Annotated in this window: 15 protein-coding genes; all 15 read right to left on the reverse strand. The window is 55.5% G+C overall.

The features are described from left to right. Positions 1–84 precede the first annotated feature (84 nt). Positions 85–1,050 (reverse strand): AAA family ATPase, encoded by a 966-nt coding sequence (locus tag KP014_RS19165; protein WP_036591793.1) that lies wholly within the window; start codon positions 1,048–1,050, stop codon positions 85–87. Between the two features lie 86 nt (positions 1,051–1,136). Next, positions 1,137–1,796 carry a YdcF family protein gene (locus KP014_RS19170; RefSeq protein WP_036591790.1) on the reverse strand — a complete coding sequence of 220 codons (660 nt, stop codon included), beginning with the start codon at positions 1,794–1,796 and terminating at the stop codon, positions 1,137–1,139. Beyond that, positions 1,797–2,354: a ribonuclease FAU-1 family protein gene (locus KP014_RS19175; protein WP_036591788.1), complete on the reverse strand. Its 558-nt coding sequence runs from the start codon at positions 2,352–2,354 to the stop codon at positions 1,797–1,799. It abuts the gene before it with no gap. A gap of 162 nt (positions 2,355–2,516) precedes the next feature. Continuing rightward, positions 2,517–5,120, reverse strand: coding sequence for a transglycosylase domain-containing protein (locus tag KP014_RS19180; RefSeq protein WP_090833731.1), 2,604 nt, complete (start codon positions 5,118–5,120; stop codon positions 2,517–2,519). A gap of 168 nt (positions 5,121–5,288) precedes the next feature. Further along, entirely contained in the window at positions 5,289–5,528 is a 240-nt protein-coding gene (hfq, locus tag KP014_RS19185; protein ID WP_025335243.1) for an RNA chaperone Hfq, read from the reverse strand. 19 nt (positions 5,529–5,547) lie between these two features. Continuing rightward, complete coding sequence (miaA, locus tag KP014_RS19190; protein WP_036604833.1) at positions 5,548–6,528, reverse strand: tRNA (adenosine(37)-N6)-dimethylallyltransferase MiaA; 981 nt, start codon at positions 6,526–6,528, stop codon at positions 5,548–5,550. Beyond that, complete coding sequence (locus KP014_RS19195) at positions 6,512–7,297, reverse strand: class I SAM-dependent methyltransferase (protein WP_090833732.1); 786 nt, start codon at positions 7,295–7,297, stop codon at positions 6,512–6,514. The genes miaA and KP014_RS19195 overlap by 17 nt, the downstream gene beginning before the upstream one ends. Positions 7,298–7,350: 53 nt before the next feature. Next, complete coding sequence (gene mutL / locus KP014_RS19200; protein WP_036587550.1) at positions 7,351–9,441, reverse strand: DNA mismatch repair endonuclease MutL; 2,091 nt, start codon at positions 9,439–9,441, stop codon at positions 7,351–7,353. 28 nt (positions 9,442–9,469) lie between these two features. Further along, positions 9,470–12,331, reverse strand: coding sequence for a DNA mismatch repair protein MutS (gene mutS, locus KP014_RS19205; RefSeq protein ID WP_090833733.1), 2,862 nt, complete (start codon positions 12,329–12,331; stop codon positions 9,470–9,472). Positions 12,332–12,653: 322 nt separating this feature from the next. Further along, positions 12,654–14,240, reverse strand: coding sequence for a putative amidoligase domain-containing protein (locus tag KP014_RS19210; protein WP_139210532.1), 1,587 nt, complete (start codon positions 14,238–14,240; stop codon positions 12,654–12,656). A gap of 28 nt (positions 14,241–14,268) precedes the next feature. Further along, positions 14,269–14,826, reverse strand: a complete 558-nt coding sequence (locus KP014_RS19215) for an outer spore coat protein CotE (RefSeq protein ID WP_036599806.1) — start codon at positions 14,824–14,826, stop codon at positions 14,269–14,271. Between the two features lie 235 nt (positions 14,827–15,061). Further along, a complete protein-coding gene (locus tag KP014_RS19220) occupies positions 15,062–16,054 on the reverse strand; it encodes an aromatic acid exporter family protein (RefSeq protein ID WP_036599808.1) in 993 nt (330 codons plus the stop codon). Between the two features lie 261 nt (positions 16,055–16,315). Next, positions 16,316–17,104 carry an ABC transporter permease gene (locus KP014_RS19225; RefSeq protein WP_425517285.1) on the reverse strand — a complete coding sequence of 263 codons (789 nt, stop codon included), beginning with the start codon at positions 17,102–17,104 and terminating at the stop codon, positions 16,316–16,318. 75 nt (positions 17,105–17,179) lie between these two features. Beyond that, complete coding sequence (locus KP014_RS19230) at positions 17,180–17,980, reverse strand: ABC transporter ATP-binding protein (protein ID WP_051499529.1); 801 nt, start codon at positions 17,978–17,980, stop codon at positions 17,180–17,182. A 48-nt stretch (positions 17,981–18,028) separates the two neighbouring features. Next, positions 18,029–19,045 carry an ABC transporter substrate-binding protein gene (locus KP014_RS19235; protein ID WP_090833735.1) on the reverse strand — a complete coding sequence of 339 codons (1,017 nt, stop codon included), beginning with the start codon at positions 19,043–19,045 and terminating at the stop codon, positions 18,029–18,031. Positions 19,046–19,270 lie beyond the last annotated feature (225 nt).

The following is a 19,270-nucleotide window of genomic DNA, read 5'->3' on the forward strand; positions in this document are numbered from 1 at the left end:
GTATCGCAGGCTAGAAAGCGCCCGTTGTCCTTAAAAGACGGCGCAGCCGTTTCTTCTTAGCTGATTTGTTCCCTGGGAACCGACTTAAAGTTTGAAATCCTCGGTTCGCAGGATCATAAGCTCCTGCTTGCCTGGACTGTTATGTTCATACTGATTAAGCAGCCTTACGGCCTGACTGCGTACCGCTTTTTCGATCGCGTTGCGCACATAGCGCGCATTGCTGAAGGCATGCGGGCTCTCATCTTTCTCCAGCATCAAATGCTGCTTTAATTTGAGTATCGCCTGCGGCATCAAAATGTAATCACGCTCCTTCGCCATCAGTTCGGCGATTTGCAGAAGCTGGTCGATGGTATAATCCGGGAACTCGACCTGGATCGGAAAGCGGGATGGAAGACCCGGATTGCTCATCAGAAAATAATCGATCTCGCTGGAATATCCAGCCAGAATAAGCACGAACTGACTGCGGTGGTCTTCCATCGATTTGACAAGCGTATCGATCGCTTCCTTGCCGAAATCCTTGTCGCCGCCGCGAGCCAGGCTGTACGCCTCATCGATGAACAGAATGCCGCCAAGCGCTTTTTTGACGAGATCCCGGGTCTTCTGCGCGGTATGCCCGATATATTCGCCTACAAGATCGGCCCGCTCCACCTCGATAAGATGTCCTTTGGTCAACACGCCCATCCGCTGAAACAGTTTGGCAACAATACGCGCCACTGTCGTCTTGCCGGTGCCCGGATTTCCTTTAAACACCATGTGGTAAGCCTGGCCGCCGCTTGCCAGACCCGCTTCACTGCGCATTTGGGCAACCTGAAGCAGTGCGTATATCTCGAATACAAGTTCCTTAATATTGTCCAGACCTACCAGCGCGTCCAATTCTCCCCCGATCTCCTGGAAAAGACCGATTTGGGCATTGTTCTTGGGAGATGCCGATTCGCTGATCGCCGATGTTCCGCTCACAGCCGGTGTTTCGTGATTACGCAATACAATGTTGATTTGCCGCGATGGTCTGCCTTCATCCCGCCCGCTTGAAGCTGCGCTGCGTATGTTCATGGGTTCACCTCATTACTTAGGGCTGAGTGTTCTACTCAAGTCTATTCCCAAGGTCCAGGCGTTATTAGCAGATTCGGCATTTTCCCTTAATGGGCCCCAATCGTCTGCTGAATCTTCCATTTCGTGTAGGCCAATATTTCCCTTGTCTTATATTTTGCCATCGACATCGTCTCAGAATCGGTTAATCCAAGCTCAGGATTGGAATACCCGAGTGCTTCTGCAACCTCAAGCGCTCTGCGGCCATGAAAAGTATGGGTGATAACCACAGCCGTGGACCAGCCCTCCCGCTGCATGATTTCCCGGCTGAACAGGAGATTCTCATAGGTTGACGTCGCTTTGTTCTCCACGGCAATCGCACTGTCCGGAACGCCCCCGGCAATCAGATAATTGCGCATTCCCAGGCCCTCCGTATATCGATATCCCGGTTTATCAAGCCCGCCACTTACGATAAAATGAGTAAAAACGCCCTGTTTATACAGCTTCAAACCGCAGTCAAGGCGTTCCTTAAGCCCGGGACTGGGCTCATCGCCCCACATCGCCATACCGAGAATAATGCCGGCATCCGCCTTCTTCATTGGAGTCGTTGTCTCCGCACGATTAATGATGATCAGCACATAAGTACTCCAGATGATACCGGCAATTAGCAGAACGGCAGTTGTAAACACCATAATCCGCTTGAATAGCCATTTCCGGCGGCCCGCCGCACTGCTGCGAATCGGCGACGAGTCTCCAACATACCTTTGCATCTAAAATTTCCTCCTGAATTCCCCGTGATGAAACAGCTCGGAGCGATGCTTTAGAGACAGTGTGAAAAAAGGAAAGGCGTGCGCGTCAATGCTTTGCAGTATCCTTCTGGCGGTATTCCAGGCCAAATTGTAATCGCTGTCTGAAATATCTCCCCGTTCAAGCGCCTCTTCGAGCTCATCTTCATCCAGCAAGAACACCTCTCCGTTCCACAGCACCACTACATCCAGGTAGAGATCGTCAAACCAGGGCACCCCCTGATCCGTTACTCCCTGAACCTTGCAGGTGTCGATATACCACTGGATGATATTTTGCCTTTCATCGAACATTGCCGTAACAATATAATGACTGTCTTTTGGAAAATACTGCAGCCACGAATAGCCCTTGTCCGCAATGCGGTATGTATGCCGGCCGTAGCTTTTCCAGAGCGGCTCCTTCAATCCGTAAATCGTGTAAAGGGTGATGTATCCGCTGAATTCCCGGCTTTCCACATAGCGGCAGGCAAACCCACGGCGCGTAATCCGGCGCCAGTTGGCCCGGTCTCCGAATTTACGTTTCATATAATAACCCTCTCCATTATGGTGTCTTCAGCTTACCACATTTAGGAGTCGCACTCAAAACCTTGGGGCTGTATAAAAAGAAAAGCTCAGGCAGCCCGGACCAACCATCACTAACTGAAGGTCCAGACTGCCTGAGCGGCGTTACTAAGACAAAGTCCCCTGCTATTGCGCCGGAACTCCTTCGTTCACCGATCCGTCTCCTGCGGCAGCAGCCGGATCACTGCCATCTCCCGGAACGGCTGCCCCCGCAGGACTTGCGGGCGGCTCAAGAGATGGTGCCGGCGAAGGGCTCGGCTCTGCCGGAGCGCCCGAGTTACCGCCGTCATTGCCGTTACCACCACCATTGCCATTTCCGTTGCCATTGCCATTGCCATTACCGTTGCTATTGCCGCCGCCATTTCCGTTATCCGGGCTCGGTTCGGCCGGAGTGCCGCCGGCACCGTTGTCGCCACCGCCTTCAGGCGTAGCCGTAGGCAGCTCAGGAATGACCGAAGGCGACGGTTCAACCGAAGGTTCAGCGCCCTCTATTAGCACCGATACGGTATTGGAAGGATCGCTTTCTACTCCCTGATCCGGATAATATACCCTAACATAATACTCGTAGGTAAGACCGGCCATGGCGCTTAGGTCAGCAGCATTAGGTGTCAGCGTATTGATCAGCGGACTGAAATCCGCTTCCGATGTCTCTTTACGGTAGACACGGTATTCCGCGCCCGGAGTCCGGACAGGCGTCCATGCAAGATTGACGGTTCCCGTCGAGGAATCATACTGGGCGGTCAGCCCGCTGGCCGGCCCATTTTGATCCACCGGCTCTTCAGAAGGTTTCGGAATATCGATATTATCCGGTTTCGGGAACGATTTCTCCGGATAATTCTTTACAACTTCCTCCATTACCTTACCCCAGAATGCGGCGGCCAGCGGACTGCTGTTCTTGAGCAGATGCTGACGGTCGGGATTGTCATATCCCATCCAGACCGCTGCCGTAAGCTCCGGCGTGTAGCCGACGAACCAGACGTCGCGGTTGGAATCGACGCCTCTGTAACCGCTCTGGGTCGTTCCGGTTTTACCCGCGACCGGACGGTCGATTCTCGCTTTTCTACCGGTCCCGCTCTGCACGACCTCCTGCATCATCTCAGTCATCTGATAAGCGGTGCTTTCCTTCATGACGCGCTCGGCGTTCGTATTCGCCTTATAGACCGTTTCTCCCGTGCTGTCCGTGATCGATTTGATCGCATAGGCCTGCCTCAATTCACCGCCGTTGGCGAACGCGGTATAGGCCTGGGCCATCTCAAGCGTATTCGTCCCTTTGGCCATGCCGCCTAGTGCGAGCGACAAGTTCCTGTCGTCATCCTGCAGCCCGATACCCATTTTTTTGGCAAAATTGAAGCCTGTACCCACCCCGATCTCGTTAAGCAGCCATACGGCCGGGATATTTTCCGATTTCGTCAGCGCCTCGCTCATACTGATGGTAGACGAATAACCGTGCAGATTGGTCGGACAGTAATCGCCGAAGCACTGCTTTTCATTGCTAATCTGCGAGCTCATCGAGAATTGGCCCGATTCGATTGCCGGGGCATAAGATACGATCGGCTTAATCGACGAACCCGGAGACCGTCGGCTGTTCGTAATGCGACTGTACCCCTTTTTCTCGTAATTACGTCCCCCGAGAAGAGCGACAATACTGCCGTTCTCCTGGTTGATAATGACCATTGAAGCCTGGACCGGCTCGTCGTCGACGCTTTTTTCGAAATTGTCGCTGTCGGCAAAAGCGCTCTCGACCGTCTGCTGCGCATCTTTGTCCATGGTCGTATAGATTTTGTAGCCGCCAATGTTGAGATCGTCTTCGGTAAGACCGAATTTGTCTTCGGCCTCGTCGATCGCATAATCGATAAAAGCCTGATAGCGCTGCTTCTTCGTAGGCGGCTTATAGTTGTAGTTGATATCCTTCGCCTGGTTCATTTCCTCCTGGGTAATATACCCCTGTTCGTACATCAACTGAAGCACTACCGCTCTGCGCTCCTTGGAAAGCTCGGGGTTACGGAGAGGGTTGTAGCGGGAAGGACCCTTGGGCATCGCCGCCAGCGTTGCAATCTGCCACAGCTTCAGCCGGCTCAGGTCATTCACTCCGAAATAATGCTCCGACGCGGCCTTGATGCCGTACACGGTGCCGCCAAAGTTGATCCGGTTAAGATAAAGCGTAATGATCTCATCTTTTGTTCTCTGACGCTCAAGCGCCATGGCGATGGACATTTCCGTTGCTTTCCGGAAGAACGTTTTGTCGCGTGTCAAAAAGATGTTCTTGGCCAGCTGCTGCGTAATCGTACTGCCGCCTTCCACCATACTGCGTGCGACCACGTCCTTGACGGCCGCCCGTCCGATCGACCATAGATCGACCCCGCTATGCTCATAAAACCGTTTGTCCTCCGTCGCGATAAAAGCATTCTTGATAATGTCTGGAATCTGCTTGCTGTCGACGGGCTCGCTCTTTTCCAAAGACAGCTCCCCCATCAGATTCGCGTTGCGGTCATAAATCTTGGTTGTTGGGTTGACCGTCAGCTTGCCCTCGTTCTCATTAAGCAGCTTCTCCCCGTTGATCGTGATGAACAGGTAGCCGCCAAGCGCGCAAAAGATGGCTAAAGCCGTTGTAAAAAACAGAGTCCACAAGACGCGCTTGCGGGTCAGCCTTTTCTTCTTTTTGGGCTTGGGCGGTTGTCCGGCTCCCCCTTTTCTGTGACGGTTCGACCGAAGTATCTCGTCGTTCGACATGTTGCCTCCTACTCCCCTAAAAAAGGTCATAAGTTTTATTTGTCTCTGAATGAAAAGAACAACCTTATTCAGGTTGCTCTCTCACCCTCTATTCAAACGAATCATAAGCAAAAAGGTTTCGCTTCGAACACATTCTGGCGTATTGGCATAAGCCCTCGGCGGCGGAAATTATTCTTCGGAAGCGTTGTCCTGCATCAAGGATACGCTGCGCTGCGGAGTAAATGTTGAGATCGCATGCTTGTACACCATTTGCTGGCGTCCGTCGCTGTCGATCACGATCGTGAAATTATCGAACGCTTTAATGATTCCCCGGATTTGAAAGCCGTTGGTCAAATATACTGTAGCAGGGATATTTTCTTTGCGAAGTTGGTTCAAGAACGTATCTTGGATGTTAATGGACTTGTTCATATGCCGTACCCCCAATGGTTCAATTAGATTGTTCAGAAGTATATTCAAGACCTGAAAGAAACTTTCCTGCTATTATAGCACGTATTTTCGCAAAATTCCCGGAAAAGTTTCCGCCGTCAGAGGTGTCGATCCACTGAATATCCTTCATATGGCGAAACCATGACAGCTGTCTTTTGGCGAAACGGCGCGTATCCCGCTTAAGAAGCACCACCGATTCTTCCAGTGTCATCTCTCCCTCAAGATAGGCAGCGATCTCCTTGTAACCGAGCCCTTGCATGGAAATGAGGTTTCTGCCGCAGCCCCGGTCCATCAGACTCCTAACCTCTTCCACCAGCCCTTCCGCCAGCATTTCGTCGATTCGCTCTTCAATACGTTTATATAGTATTTGCCTGTCCATTGTCAAACCGATGAGGCAAAGGTCATAGGGAGACTCCGGTTTCTTGGCCGCCGGGGACTCAGACAGCGGTGTATCGGTCTGCCGGAAAATCTCGAGCGCGCGGATAATTCTCCGCCGGTCATTCGGATGCAGCCGGGCTGCGCTTACCGGGTCCACCTCGGCAAGCCTCCCATGCAGCGCCAGCGCGCCATGCTCCTCCGCAAACCGGTCCATTTCCGTGCGGAATGCCTCGTCGGCTACTGCCTCGGAGAAGTGGAAGCCGTAGCAGAGAGATTCAATATAAAGGCCCGTGCCCCCTACAATGAACGGCAGCTTGCCTTTGGCGGAGATCTCGCGGATCAGCCTGCTGCCTTCACTCTGAAATTCAGCGACCGAGTAAGGCTCCTGCGGATCGTGGATATCGATCAGATGATGTGGGATCCCTTCCATCTCGGATGGCTTGATCTTGGCCGTTCCGATATCCATACCGCGGTATACCTGCATCGAATCGCCGGATATAATTTCCGCATTGTATGCCTCGGCGATCGAAAGGCTGAGTCGTGTCTTGCCGACCGCGGTGGGGCCGAGCAGCACCAGCACCTTCGGTTTAGCTTCTTTGGTCAATTCGGATCACCCCGTACGATGTTTTGGCCCCCGGGCGAAGCTGTTCCTCGAACCCGAGCCGGCTGAACTCGCCGCTGCCTCTTTTCTCTTTCAGCACCACTGCTTTGCGTGCGACCCGAACCGCTGCGAGCACGCTTTCCAGGGACAGCGAAGCTCTGTTGGCGTATGCGCGAAGCGGAGAAATCGCCGCCGAATCCTCCAGAGGCTCGCGGAACATCGGATCGAAATACACGATGTCCACGCTGCTGTCCGGCAGGTTCGCCAGGTAGCTCTGATGGTCGCTGTTAACAACGTTGATCCGGCGCAGCGCTGTGTCCACTTCCTCTATTCCGGAAGTGTAACTAGCCATCCCTTCCGCCAGTAGGGCGTAGAGCGGCAGGGAACTCTCCAGCGCGGTAACGCAGGACCCTTCTCCTCCGCGCACCGCAAACAATAGAGAGTCGGAGCCCAGTCCTGCCGTGCAGTCCAGCACACTGTCGCCGGAAGCCATTCCCGCCGAATCCAGCATTGGGTCTCCTTCACCCTTCAATACCCTCTTGGCGCGTACAAATCCCATGCTGGGATGAAATTGAAGCTGCGGACGATCCGGACGCAGCAGTCTTACTCCCTCCAGCAGCACAACGAGAACCTCGTCGCCTCCATAACGCGAGAAAATTTTTTTCATGGATAGGTTGCCGCGCGGTACGTAGGGAACATCGAGGCGTTCCGCCAGCCTCTCGGCACGCGCGGCAACCTCGGTTAGCGGGCGATCACCCGTAGTTATGATCATGGTGCCTCCGTTTACTTAATCTGCGTAATAAAATTAATCACATTCATTATTTATCACATTACCCTTTTGAAGAGCTTCTCCAGATCGTATGCTGAAAAAGAGATGACAATCGGTCTTCCGTGCGGGCAAGTATAAGGCTGCCGGCAGGCCGACAGCCGGGACAGCAGGCTCTCCACTTCCTGTTCGGTCAGCTTCTGGTTCGCCTTGATCGATGCTTTGCAGGAGCATAGAATGGATGATGCTTCCCGCAGCTTGGCGAGGTCGATGCTCTTTTCGCCCAGCACCCATTCCGCCATATCTTCAATAATCTCTTTCTCATCCCCTTTCGGGAACCAGTAGGGATGCGAACGCACCAGAAACGTCTGGCCGCCGAAAGGCTCCAAGTAGACGCCGGCCTGCTCGAACCACTGCAGGCGCTCGCCAAGCAGCTTGCTCTCCGCTGGAGTAAACTCCAGCGTAATCGGCAGCAGCAGTTCCTGCGAGGCTTCCGCCGGGCGGCCGAATTTCTCGTAATAGTATTCGTAATTGATACGCTCGTGAGCAGCGTGCTGGTCGATCAAATACAGCCCTTCATCGTTCTGGGCAATAATGTAAGTGCCGTGATGTTGGCCGATATAAGTCAGCTCGGGAAATGGCGGCAGACCTGCAGTCTCGCTTCCGGCTGGAGCCCACAGCTCTTCGGTTCCCGGCAAGGTCTGGGCCGGACGGGAAGCCGCCCTGGAATCGGAGCGATATCCTCCTCCGTATGCCGCTCCGTCGCGCAGCTGAGACTGTGGAGCCGGGCGGTCTGGATAAACTGCATCCCGGCCTTTCCCGCGTGTCAAGGATGAACCGTCCGCTTCATAGGAAACCGATGCCCGTGAGGCGGCAGGATCAGGGGCACTGGCCGCGCTTCCAGGGCTGAAATATGGACTCTCGTTGCGCCGGGCGCCCGCTTGTCCCGGACTGCTTCCAGGAACCATCCGCCCTTCGCGGTTACCCACAGATTCGCCCGCTCCCACTTTTGCAGTTAAACCAAGATTGTCCGGGCTTATCTTCGGCATTCCGTCCGCCGCTGCGGAATTCGGCGAAGCCTTCGGAAAGGCAAATTGCTCCTGAATGAAAGATGTGCTGCCCTTCGGCCCGATTGTTTCTCTGCCGGGGCGCGGAATTAAGTTCTCGCCGAGCAGGACCTTGCGAATTTCCTGCTCCACGAACTGATACAGCTCAGTCTCCTTGCTGAAGCGGACCTCCAATTTCGCCGGGTGCACGTTGACATCCACTAGCGAAGGGTGCATATCCAGCTTCAACACCAGCAGCGGATAGCGGTTAATCGGCAGCAGCGTGTGATAAGCGCGCATAATGGCAGCGTTCAGCCCATTGCTGCGAATATAACGCCCGCCCACAATCGTCGTGACCGCGTTCCGGTTGGACCGCGTCCATTCCGGGCGGCTGACAAGCCCTGAAATCCGGTAGTCCGGATCTTCCGCCAGCACAGGCAGCATGGCTTTCGCGGCCAAAGTGCCGTAGACGGCGGCAATGACCTGAAGAAGATCGCCGTTGCCCAGCGTATGCAGCAGTTGGTTGCCGTTATGATGCAGTGTAAATGAAATACCTGGATGGGCGAGTGCCGTCCTGTACATGGCATCGGAGATATGGCCCAGTTCGGTCTGGATGCTCTTCATGTATTTCAATCTCGCCGGGGTATTGTAAAATAACTCCCTAACGTTCATCTCCGTTCCCCGGCTGTGGGCAGCATCTTCATTCACCGTTAATTTGCCGCCCTCAATTTCAAGCAGCCTTCCTTTGCCGTCGTCAGAGCTCGCGGTCAGCAAGGAAACTTTAGCCACGGCGGCGATACTGGGCAGTGCCTCCCCCCGGAAGCCAAGACTGGTAATCTGAAACAAATCTCGCCCGTTCGCAATTTTGCTCGTCGCATGGCGGTAAAAGGCGGTCTCGCAATCCTCCGCTTCAATGCCCGATCCGTTATCCTTGACCCGGATGCTCTGCAGCCCGCCTTCCTCTACAGCCACTTCGATCCGGGTACTGCCCGCGTCAATAGCGTTCTCAACTAGCTCTTTCACCACCGAAGCCGGCCGCTCTACGACCTCCCCTGCGGCAATCTGGTTAGCGATATGCTCATCCAGCACATGGATTTTGGCCATTTACGTTCACCTCCGATTCGGTTAAGCTCTATTTCATTTTGATCTTCATCTTCAAGTCATTCAGCAATTGCATCGCCTGCAGCGGCGTCATGTTCATCAGATCCGCTCCGCTGACCGCAGCCATAATATCGTCGGCCATTGAATGGCCTTGATGACTTGCTGCCGCCTTGCGGCCGCGCCTCGGCTCTTCATCACCGAAGATGGAGAGCTGTACTACGCCGCTTTCTTCTTCCACGCGGTCGGCTAAATGCACTGCTGTCTCCCGGCGGGCGGCCTCGGAAACGCTGAGGTTGCCTTCCGGATGGGAGGAGACGTTCATACCGGGACGGGCTGCCGAGTAAACCTCTGATTCGGCAGCCGTCCCAAGAACGGTCTCACGGGCAGCTTCAGCTACACCGGCGGTTTCTCTAATGTCTACGGCCTTGGAACCTGCGGATGCCGGTTCGCCGCCGCCGCGAGCCTCGGGCCGGGAAACAGGTTCTGCAGGAGCATTAGCTGAAGAAGAATGCTCGATATGCTGCAGCAGTCCGTAAGCGCGGTCGATGATGCTGCCGGGAAGCCCTGCAAGACGCGCACAGTAGATGCCATAGCTGCTGTCCGCTGCGCCGGGGATCAGCTTGCGCAGGAAGTTCACCTTATCACCGCTCTCCTGCACCGCCATAGAATAATTTCGGAGGCCGTTCAGGCTGTCCTCCAGATGAGCCAGCTCATGAAAATGCGTCGATACAAGCGCCTTGCAGCCGATATGGTGATGCACATATTCGATAACCGCCTGGGCTATGGCCATTCCCTCGCTTGTCGAGGTCCCCCGGCCCAGTTCATCAATAATAATCAGGCTGCGCGGCGTCGCTTTGTCGGTCATGAGCTGGATGTCGGCCATCTCGACCATAAAGGTGCTTTGGCCGCCGATCAGGTCGTCCGCCGCTCCAATTCGTGTAAAAATCCGGTCGATGACCGGGATTTCCGCCTTATCTGCCGGAACGAAGCATCCCACCTGCGCCATTATGCAGATCAGGGCCACCTGGCGCATATAGGTGCTTTTTCCCGCCATATTCGGACCCGTTATCAATAAAATTCTGCCGTCGTCCTGTGTGAGACTGCTGCCGTTGGCGATAAAGGAAGCATCCTTCAGCACCGCTTCAACGACTGGATGGCGGCCGCCTTCAACCTTCAAGTCATAGCCTTCGGTCAGCGTCGGCTTCACGAAACGCTGCTCCGCGCTGACCGCCGCGAGACTCTGGTACACGTCGATTTCGGCCACTTTCTCCGCCAAACTTTGCAGTCTTGGAATCTGTGAGCTTAACCGCTCGCGCAGCTCGCTGAACAGGCTGTATTCGAGATCGGTCATTTTGTCCTGCGCTTCCAGAATCAGGGCTTCCTTCTCTTTCAATTCGGGAGTCACATAACGCTCCGCATTGGCGAGCGTCTGCTTGCGCTCATACCGCCCCTCCGGCAGGGATGCCAGATTGGAACGGGTAATTTCGATATAGTAGCCAAAGACCTTGTTGTATCCGATCTTCAGTGACTTGATTCCCGTAGCCAAGCGCTCCTTTGCCTCAAGCTCGGCAATCCAGCGTTTGCCGCTGCTGCTTGCCTCTCTAAGCTCGTCCAGCCGGGCGTGGTAGCCGGGCCGAATCAGCCCGCCGTCGCGCACGGATACCGGCGGATCGTCGACAATAGCCCGTTCAATGTCCTCGTGAAGATCGGCACATTCGTCAATCCTCTCGCCGATTTCTCGCAGCGTGGACGAGCCCGAAGCCAGACACTGCTCCTTAAGCGCCGGGATCTGCGCCAGCGACAGCTTCAAGGCGTTCAGATCACGGCCGTTTGCGCTGCCGTACGCAACGCGTCCAGTGAGACGTTCCAGATCATAAATTCCTTTCAGGGCCAGGCGCAAATCCTCGCGGACGATGTACTGGTTATACAAATAGTCTACCGCCTCCAGACGCCGCTCGACCTTGGAGCGGTGCAGCAGCGGCTTGTCGATCCGCCGCCGCAGCAGCCGGGCGCCCATGGATGTCTCCGTGCGGTCGAGCAGCCAGAGCAGAGAGCCTTTCTTGGAGCGTTCACGCACGGTCTCGGTCAGCTCCAGATTACGCCGCGTGAAGGGATCCAGAATCATATAATTCCCTGGCTCATAGGAGGAGATCTGACTAAGCTGTCCCAGGGATCGCCGCTGCGTTTCGCTGAGGTAAGAGATCAGCAGCGCTAGGCACTCGGCCCGCTCACGCTCCAGCCGCGCCCAGGCCGCCTCACCGAACTGGCTACGCGCCAGCACTTCGTTCTTCTTCTCCCAGGGTGTATAGACGACCGGCTTGTCTCCCGGAAGCGTTCCCGCCCGGACACTTTCAAGCAGCGTCCCGTCCCCGATAATTTCCGCCGGCTCATATAGGCCGATTTCACCGCGCAGCGTGTCCGCCCCCGTAGGCGAAGAGGTTACATACAGCTCTCCTGTCGTCAGATCGCAGGCGGCCAGCGCCGTCATTCCGGCAAGTTCGGTGACGCAGACCAAATAGTTATTACTTTTGTCGGCGAGCACTTTGCCTTCCATAACCGTACCCGGGGTCACTACCCGCACAATATCCCGGCGGACCATTCCCTTGGTTGTTGCGGGATCATCAAGCTGCTCGCAAATCGCGACTTTATATCCTTTTTCGATAAGACGCTGTATGTAGCCCTCGGCGGAATGGTAAGGGACCCCGCACATCGGAATGCGCTCATTGCCCCCGCCTTCCCGGCCGGTCAGTGTAATTTCCAGTTCCTTGGAAGCCAGCAGGGCATCATCAAAAAACATTTCATAAAAATCGCCAAGCCGGAAAAAAAGGAAGGCATCCTTCGCCCCTTCCTTCACTTTCAAATATTGCTCGATCATCGGTGTATATTTTGCCATCGTAAACCTCCAGGCCTTATCATGCTTATCCTCTATTATACCAGAAACCGTCCCGCTAAGCTTAAGCGGATAGACAGTTTGAACGGGGCGTAACGGTACTAGGTTCTTGCTGCTTTACTAAGGAAAGAAATAGACTCAGACGAGAAAATATTGATCCCTTGACCATTCACGCCGCGCTGCATCATATGGACGAAACCCTGCCACCACAGTGAAATTCGGCGCGCAAAGTATCTTAACATAATCGAAAGAGTTCGCATAGAGCCTGATGCACACCGCTCATCCGGATTCACAGCCGCTGGACGGCATAGAAAAAAGCGCCGGTTCAGGGCGCTTGTTCTCCGCACCATAACCGGCGGACATTACGGGTTTCGTCCCAGCTCCGGCCCGCGTCGATATGGCGCAGCAGCGGCTCGATGGCATCCGCCGCCGCAGCGTAGCCGGCCAGCGCCCGGAGCTGCGCCTTCAGCGGCGCGAACGCGGCGCGCAGCGGCGGCTTGTCGCCGCTGTAATACGCGGCGTGAAGGTCCTCGCGGTCAAGCGGGCGCAGCGGCAGATCCTCGTAATGGCTCACGATAAGGTGAGCCAGCGTGACCGCGCCCCGGGCGACGACCGGGGACACGAGGAAGCTCGGCAGGGTCCGGTACTCGAAGCCGCCATGCGGCTGGAGCCGGAAATCGCCGAGCACGCCGTAACGGGGGCGCCGGCCTCCGGCCCGGGCGTCCTCCAGCAGCGCGATGGGCAGCGCGAGGTAGTTGTCGAGCGCGCGCAGCAGCGGCGCCGTCAGCGTGACGCCGCTGAAGTGCAAATGCCCGCCGAGGGCCCAGCCCCTCAGCGGCATGCCGCCCGCCCGCCAGCTTATGCTGCGGTCGGCAATGAGCCGGTCCGCCTCCATGGCGGCGGACCTCAGCTGCGCCAGCAGCGCGCGCGGTTCCCCGCGCGGCCGGGGGCGCAGCTCCGCCACCGGGAACGCGCCGCGCGTTCCCGGTGGTCCGGCGTCGCAGCCGGCGACGCCGTCCGCGGGCAGGTACCGCGACGCAGGCACGACGCGGCCGGTGGAATCCCGGAGCAGGAGGAACTCCGGGTCCATGCCCATGACGAGGTCCGGCCGCCCGGGCCGTTCCCTCTTTAGTGCTCGCTGCAGCGCAGCCTCCGCCGAGCGGTAAGGCTCCGGAATCACACCGCTGGATGTAGATTCCAGCGGCATGATTCCCTCCACCGTATACCGCCGCTCTCCCTGGGCAGCAAGCAGCACCTCTCCGCTGTCAAGCCCCAGACAGTACAGCGCTTTGGCCGCAAGTCTGCCCAGCCGCTTCGGCAGACTTCCCCGCTCAAGAAAGGGAAGCCGGGCGTATTCAGCAGGGCCTTCTGCACTCACGCGGTCCGAAGAGGAGCGCGGGCGTGGCCGGGCCGTGAGCGCCGCCGCCGCGGACTTCATTCCCCGCCCCGCGCCCAAGGGCGTGATTTCCAGCGGAGTCAGATTGTAGACCTTGACCAGGTAGCGCTGGCGGTAATGCTCCTTCGCCGAAGCCGCCGTCCCGGACACGCCTCGGCCCAGTATTCCTGTCTCTGTGGGCCGGTTGCCGGCAGCCGTGGACAGGGTTCCCCCTCCGAAGACAAGGGAAGCCGCAATTCCGCTGCGCCGAAGCCGCCGCTCTCTGCCTTCGGGCGTCAAAGCATGATATACATCGGACCCATCGTTCATATTCAACCCTCCCGAAGCGCAAGGTTCATATCCATCCATTTTACGGCCGGGCTGCGGCAGTCCATACGGAAGGCGCCTCCCCCACCTGCCTAAAAAAAAGCAAAAAAAGGAGGGCATCCGCCCTCTACGCCGCCGCCCCCGGTACATATAATGGACTATATCCGATTTTGGTTTCGGCCCACCGGTCTCACGGTCCGGTGAAGCCACCCTCTACCCTGGCGGCGGCGCACCGTCCTTACAGTTCATCATCCAGCGCGTCGGGATCGAGGTCCTCGTAATCGAAGCCCTCAGCTTCAAAGTCGTAATCCTTGTCTTCGGGGTCGCTATCCTGGTCGCTGACATATACGCGGAGCTTGGTTTCAGCCACCAGCTCCGCCTCGAACTCGCGTTCGACCCGGATTGTTACGCTGCCCCCGCCCGAAGTTACCCCCGCTTCCACACAGTTCGGCTCCTGCGTTGCCTCCGCAGAAACCTCTATGGTGGAAGCCCGGTGCTTCGGGTCGAGGTACGAGAGCGAAATCGGCTCCACATAGGAAACCGTTTCTTTCGCCACCTCGGTTTGCTTGTTCTTGTCGTACGAGTACCAGATGTTGATATCGTAAGTACCGATTACCTCAATTCCGTTTCCGGCGGCAACCGCTTCGTATTGGTGGTTGATGATCCAAGCCCCCAAAATACTAGTCGGATGATGTGGCGGAGTCACGGTATGGGTTACGGTGGAGAACTTACGACCCTTGCCGCAAATTGCTTTCGTAATGATCTCCCTTGTTTGGCGTTTATGGCCTAATGACATCTTTGAACCTCCTCCATACAATCATTCACTATCAAGTGTATGCAGGGCAAAGGCCCAGGGTGACAACTATTTTTGGATAAGTTGACGATTTTGATAAATGAGCGCATACTCCCGTTTTCGGCGTTTTTCTCATGTTTTAGACCAAAAAAGAGACGACTGCCTCCCATATGGGAAAGCAAAGCCGTCTCTTTCGTTTTTTCAGAAAATAGAAAATAAAGGATAGTGAAAGCGTCCCCTACCGTCTTCCCGCTACCGAATCCCGATGAGGCATCTGCTGTCCGGCGACGATTGGCGCTTTGTACTGCTTGGCAATCTTAAGATACAGCGTAAGCTCCCGGCAGAGCTGGAGAATGGCTGAGCGGACCTCAAATTCCACGCGCGTCGAAGGCAGCTTCATTTCCCGGAACTGCTGCTCCAGCGAGTTCAGGAGCTTCTCCGTTCTTCCCGTGTACTCTTCATTCAGCACATCGCTGCTCAATTGCTCGAACAGTTCGGCTACCATTTCACCATGGGGCAAATGATGATAGACATGGGACAGAAGCTGAATCATATTCTGAATCGATTCCAGCTGCTCCTTGCGCATGTAAAAATAAACGTTCCACGCTTCGTCCGGATGAATGACGCTGTTCTCCATTTCCCTTGCCGCAGCCGTCAGGCCGCGCTGAACCGCGCTGCCCGCCTGGATCAGCTCCTTGCCGTCCCATACATACAGCGGATCATGAAGCGTACTTGAAATTTGCTTGAAAATAATGGAGAAGAGCCCGTCCACCTCCCGGCGTATCCCGTACATCATTTCACTGCTTTTTGGCATGTAAATCAGATTGACCAATCCGGCGGACCCGAGCCCGATCGCAAGCAATTCCACCTGCTGGATCAGTACATCCAGGTTTAGCTCGGCTTGTCCGAACACGCGGAAGACGATAACCGAACTAGTAACGATTCCTTCTCTAAAGCCTGCGCGGACGATCAGCGGGAAGCTGAACAGAACGAAGAGCCCAAGCACCCAGTAATGGAAGTCGAAAATCATGAACAGTACCCAACCTACCAAGAGACCGACCAGTGAGGCGAAAAAGCGTGCCGTGATCGTCTTTACGCTTCTTTTCCGGGTAACCTCCACACCCAGAATGGCCAGCAGTCCGGCGCCCTGCGCATTCGGAATACCCGCCGCCGCGGCCAATAAAACAGACAGCAGCGTCGCCGCCGCCGTCTTAACAACGCGAAACCCCATGAAATTACCCCGCTTTAATAGTTATGCTAAGAAGAAACGGCTACGCCGTCCTCTGGAAGAGGATGGCATCCGTTTCTCGTCAAAATATAAGGCCCAGGATAAGTTCTGAAGCTTATACTGTCTTATATTTGAAGCAAAACTTGCTTCGATTCTCAGGTATGACCCCACCGCTTTCGCCGCACCTGATTCGAACGCTTAAAGTTTGCTGATAAATTTCATGGTACTTGATTTTCTGAAAACACACAATACTATCAGGGCGCCTCACCGCCGGGACAGAAGCACCTTCTCAATGTATACGACCAGTTGATACATGGCGGTGGCGACAAAGGCGATAATAATCAGGCTGGACATTACGAGCGTGAAATTGAAGACCTGAAACCCGTATATAATGAGATAACCGAGCCCCGATTTCGCGACAAGAAACTCGCCGACGATGACGCCCACCCACGACATGCCGACATTCACCTTCAGCGTGGAGACGATGGCCGGAAACGAAGACGGTAGGATGACCTTGAAAAAAACTTGCGTCCGGTTCGCGCCCAGCGATCTTGCCACCTTGACCAGATTGGGGTCTACCCCGCAAAAGCTGTTGTAAACGACCAGCGTCGTGACAATAATCGTAATGGACAGCGTAGTCACCACGATAGCGGTGAACCCGGCGCCGAACATGACAATAAAGATCGGGCCGAGCGCCACCTTCGGCATGCTGTTGAACACAACCATATAAGGATCAAGCACCGCGGACAAAAACGGGGACCACCAGATCGCAACGGCCAGCAGCGTGCCAAGAAGCGTGCCAAGCACGAATCCGGCGGCGGTCTCCCCTACAGTAACCCCCAAGTGATGCCACAAACTGCCGTCAACCATATTAGCATAGATCTGCTGAAACACTTTAGACGGATAGCTGAACAGCAGTCGGTCGATCCAGCCCAATCTGGCTGCTGCCTCCCACAGCGCGAAAAACAGCGCGAGAAGTATACCCTGGACACCGAGCACCGCTCTCTTCCGAAGCCGTTTCGCCCGCTTGAACTCATCATGGCGGCTGCGCAGCCATTCCGAACGGGAAGCCGCGATTCCTGTATGTTCCGCTCCCGTCGCCTTCACAAGCTTTCCCTCCCTTTATTTCTAGCCTTCTGTCTTCCCTGCCACGTCAGCAGCTGTGCCCGCAAGCTCCATTTCCTTCCACAGCGCATGGAACAGCTCGGCAAATCCAGGCTGATCCCTTGCATATAAGGGCGGTGTATCCGCGATTTGCACCGGAATATCGAACACCCGGCGGATTCTGCCCGGATTCCGCTCCAAGAGAATGACCCGGGTGCTGACCGCAATCGCCTCCGACAAGTCATGGGTAACGAGGACCGCCGTCTTTTTGCGCTGCCGCAGCGTCTCCGACACCAAATCTTCCAATTGGAGTTTGATCTGATAATCCAGAGCCGAGAACGGCTCATCAAGCAAGAGCAGGCCCGGATCGGTCGCCAACGTCCGCACGAGCGCGACCCGCTGGCGCATTCCGCCTGAGAGCTGGTTCGGATAGGACTGCTCCGTCCCTTTCAGTCCCATATCCGCGAGGAGATCGGCCGTCTTCCGCCGTCCCGCTTCGTCCAGACGTCCGGTCAGCTCCAGGCCGAGAAGCGCATTGTCCAGGATGCTGCGCCATGGGAACAGATAGTCCTGCTGAAGCATATAGCCGACTTCCGGAGCAGGACCGCTCACGGCGCGTCCGTTCACAAACACTTCGCCACGCGAGGGTTGCAGCAGTCCGGCTATTATCGACAGCAGCGTCGTTTTCCCGCAGCCGCTCGGTCCGACCAGGCTGACGAACTCGCCTTGTTCAATCTCAAGATTCAGATCCTCAACCGCAAGGGAAGCTTCCCTGTCGCCCAGGTAGGCGTGCGTGACCGACTTTAATTCCACAACCGGCGGCATGCATAATCCCTCCTTTACGCTTGGCATCCCGGATGTTAGTGCGCGGGTTTAATCGCCGTTCTCCGCAGTAGACTGTGCTTTCTCGGCGAATGTGTTATTCACAATCTTCCCTGCCGGCACCCGCTCTTTCAGTTCTCCCGCATTTTCCATCACATCAAGCAGATTATTCCATTCCTTGTCATCGATAACCGGATTCTGTGCGTAAGTATCCTGATCCTTATATCGTTTAATGGCCGAAACAACGATGTCGCGGTCCGTATTCTCGAAGTAAGGCGATACCACGTCAGCGATTTCCCCGGGACTGTGCTTTTTCACCCACAGCTGGGCTTTTTGCAGCGCATTGGTGAATTTTTGCACCGTGTCGCTGTTTTTCCCGATATAGCTGTTCTTGGACATAAATACCGTGTACGGCAGATAACCGCTCTCAACCCCGAATGAAGCGATAACCTTACCCCGTCCTTCGCGTTCAAAGATCGAAGCCTGCGGCTCGAACAGCTGCACGTAGTCCCCGGTTCCCGAAGCAAACGCGCTGGCGATATTTGCAAAGTCGATATTTTGGATCAGCTTAAGATCGGCAGCCGTATCAATCCCCTTCTTCTTAAGCGTGAACGCTCCGGCCATCTGCGGCATGCCGCCCTTCCTTTGGCCGAGAAATGTCGATCCTTTGAGTTCGCTCCAATTGAAATTCGGATGGTCTTTACGAGCGAACAGGAAGGTGCCGTCTCTTTGTGTCAGCTGGGCGAAATTGATCACTGGATCATCCGATCCCTGCTGATATACGTAGATCGACGTTTCCGACCCGACCAGCGCAACGTCGATCGCTCCAGATAGCAGCGCCGTCATCGTCTTGTCTCCGCCCGGAATGGTCTGAAGCTCAACATCCAGCCCCTCCTTTTTGAAAAATCCCTGCGACAGCGCCACATATTCCGGAGCGTAAAAGACGGAGCGGGTAACTTCGCCCACCCTTACCTTAACAGTCTCCGATTTGCCGCCGCAGCCGGCAAGCAGCGAGACGGAAAGGCCGATCACCAGCAGCAGCGCCGCCAGTCTTGTTGTTCTGCCCATAACTTATGAATCTCTCCTTTCTCCCAAAGGGTCTACCCTTCTTTACCTGAACCGCTTCGAAGCAAATGCCCCGCCCAGCGGGATTATTTAAATATATGCGGATGCCTATGGTTTGGTTAAAGATGTCGCCGCAAAAGGATAAGATTCGGGTAATAACGCGATTGTGGGCATAGATCAGCAGGAAGTGGAAATCCATGGCATTCCCTGCCGGGATACCATGGCGAA

Origin of the sequence: Paenibacillus sophorae (assembly GCF_018966525.1) — a bacterium.
Lineage (GTDB): Bacteria > Bacillota > Bacilli > Paenibacillales > Paenibacillaceae > Paenibacillus_AQ > Paenibacillus_AQ sophorae.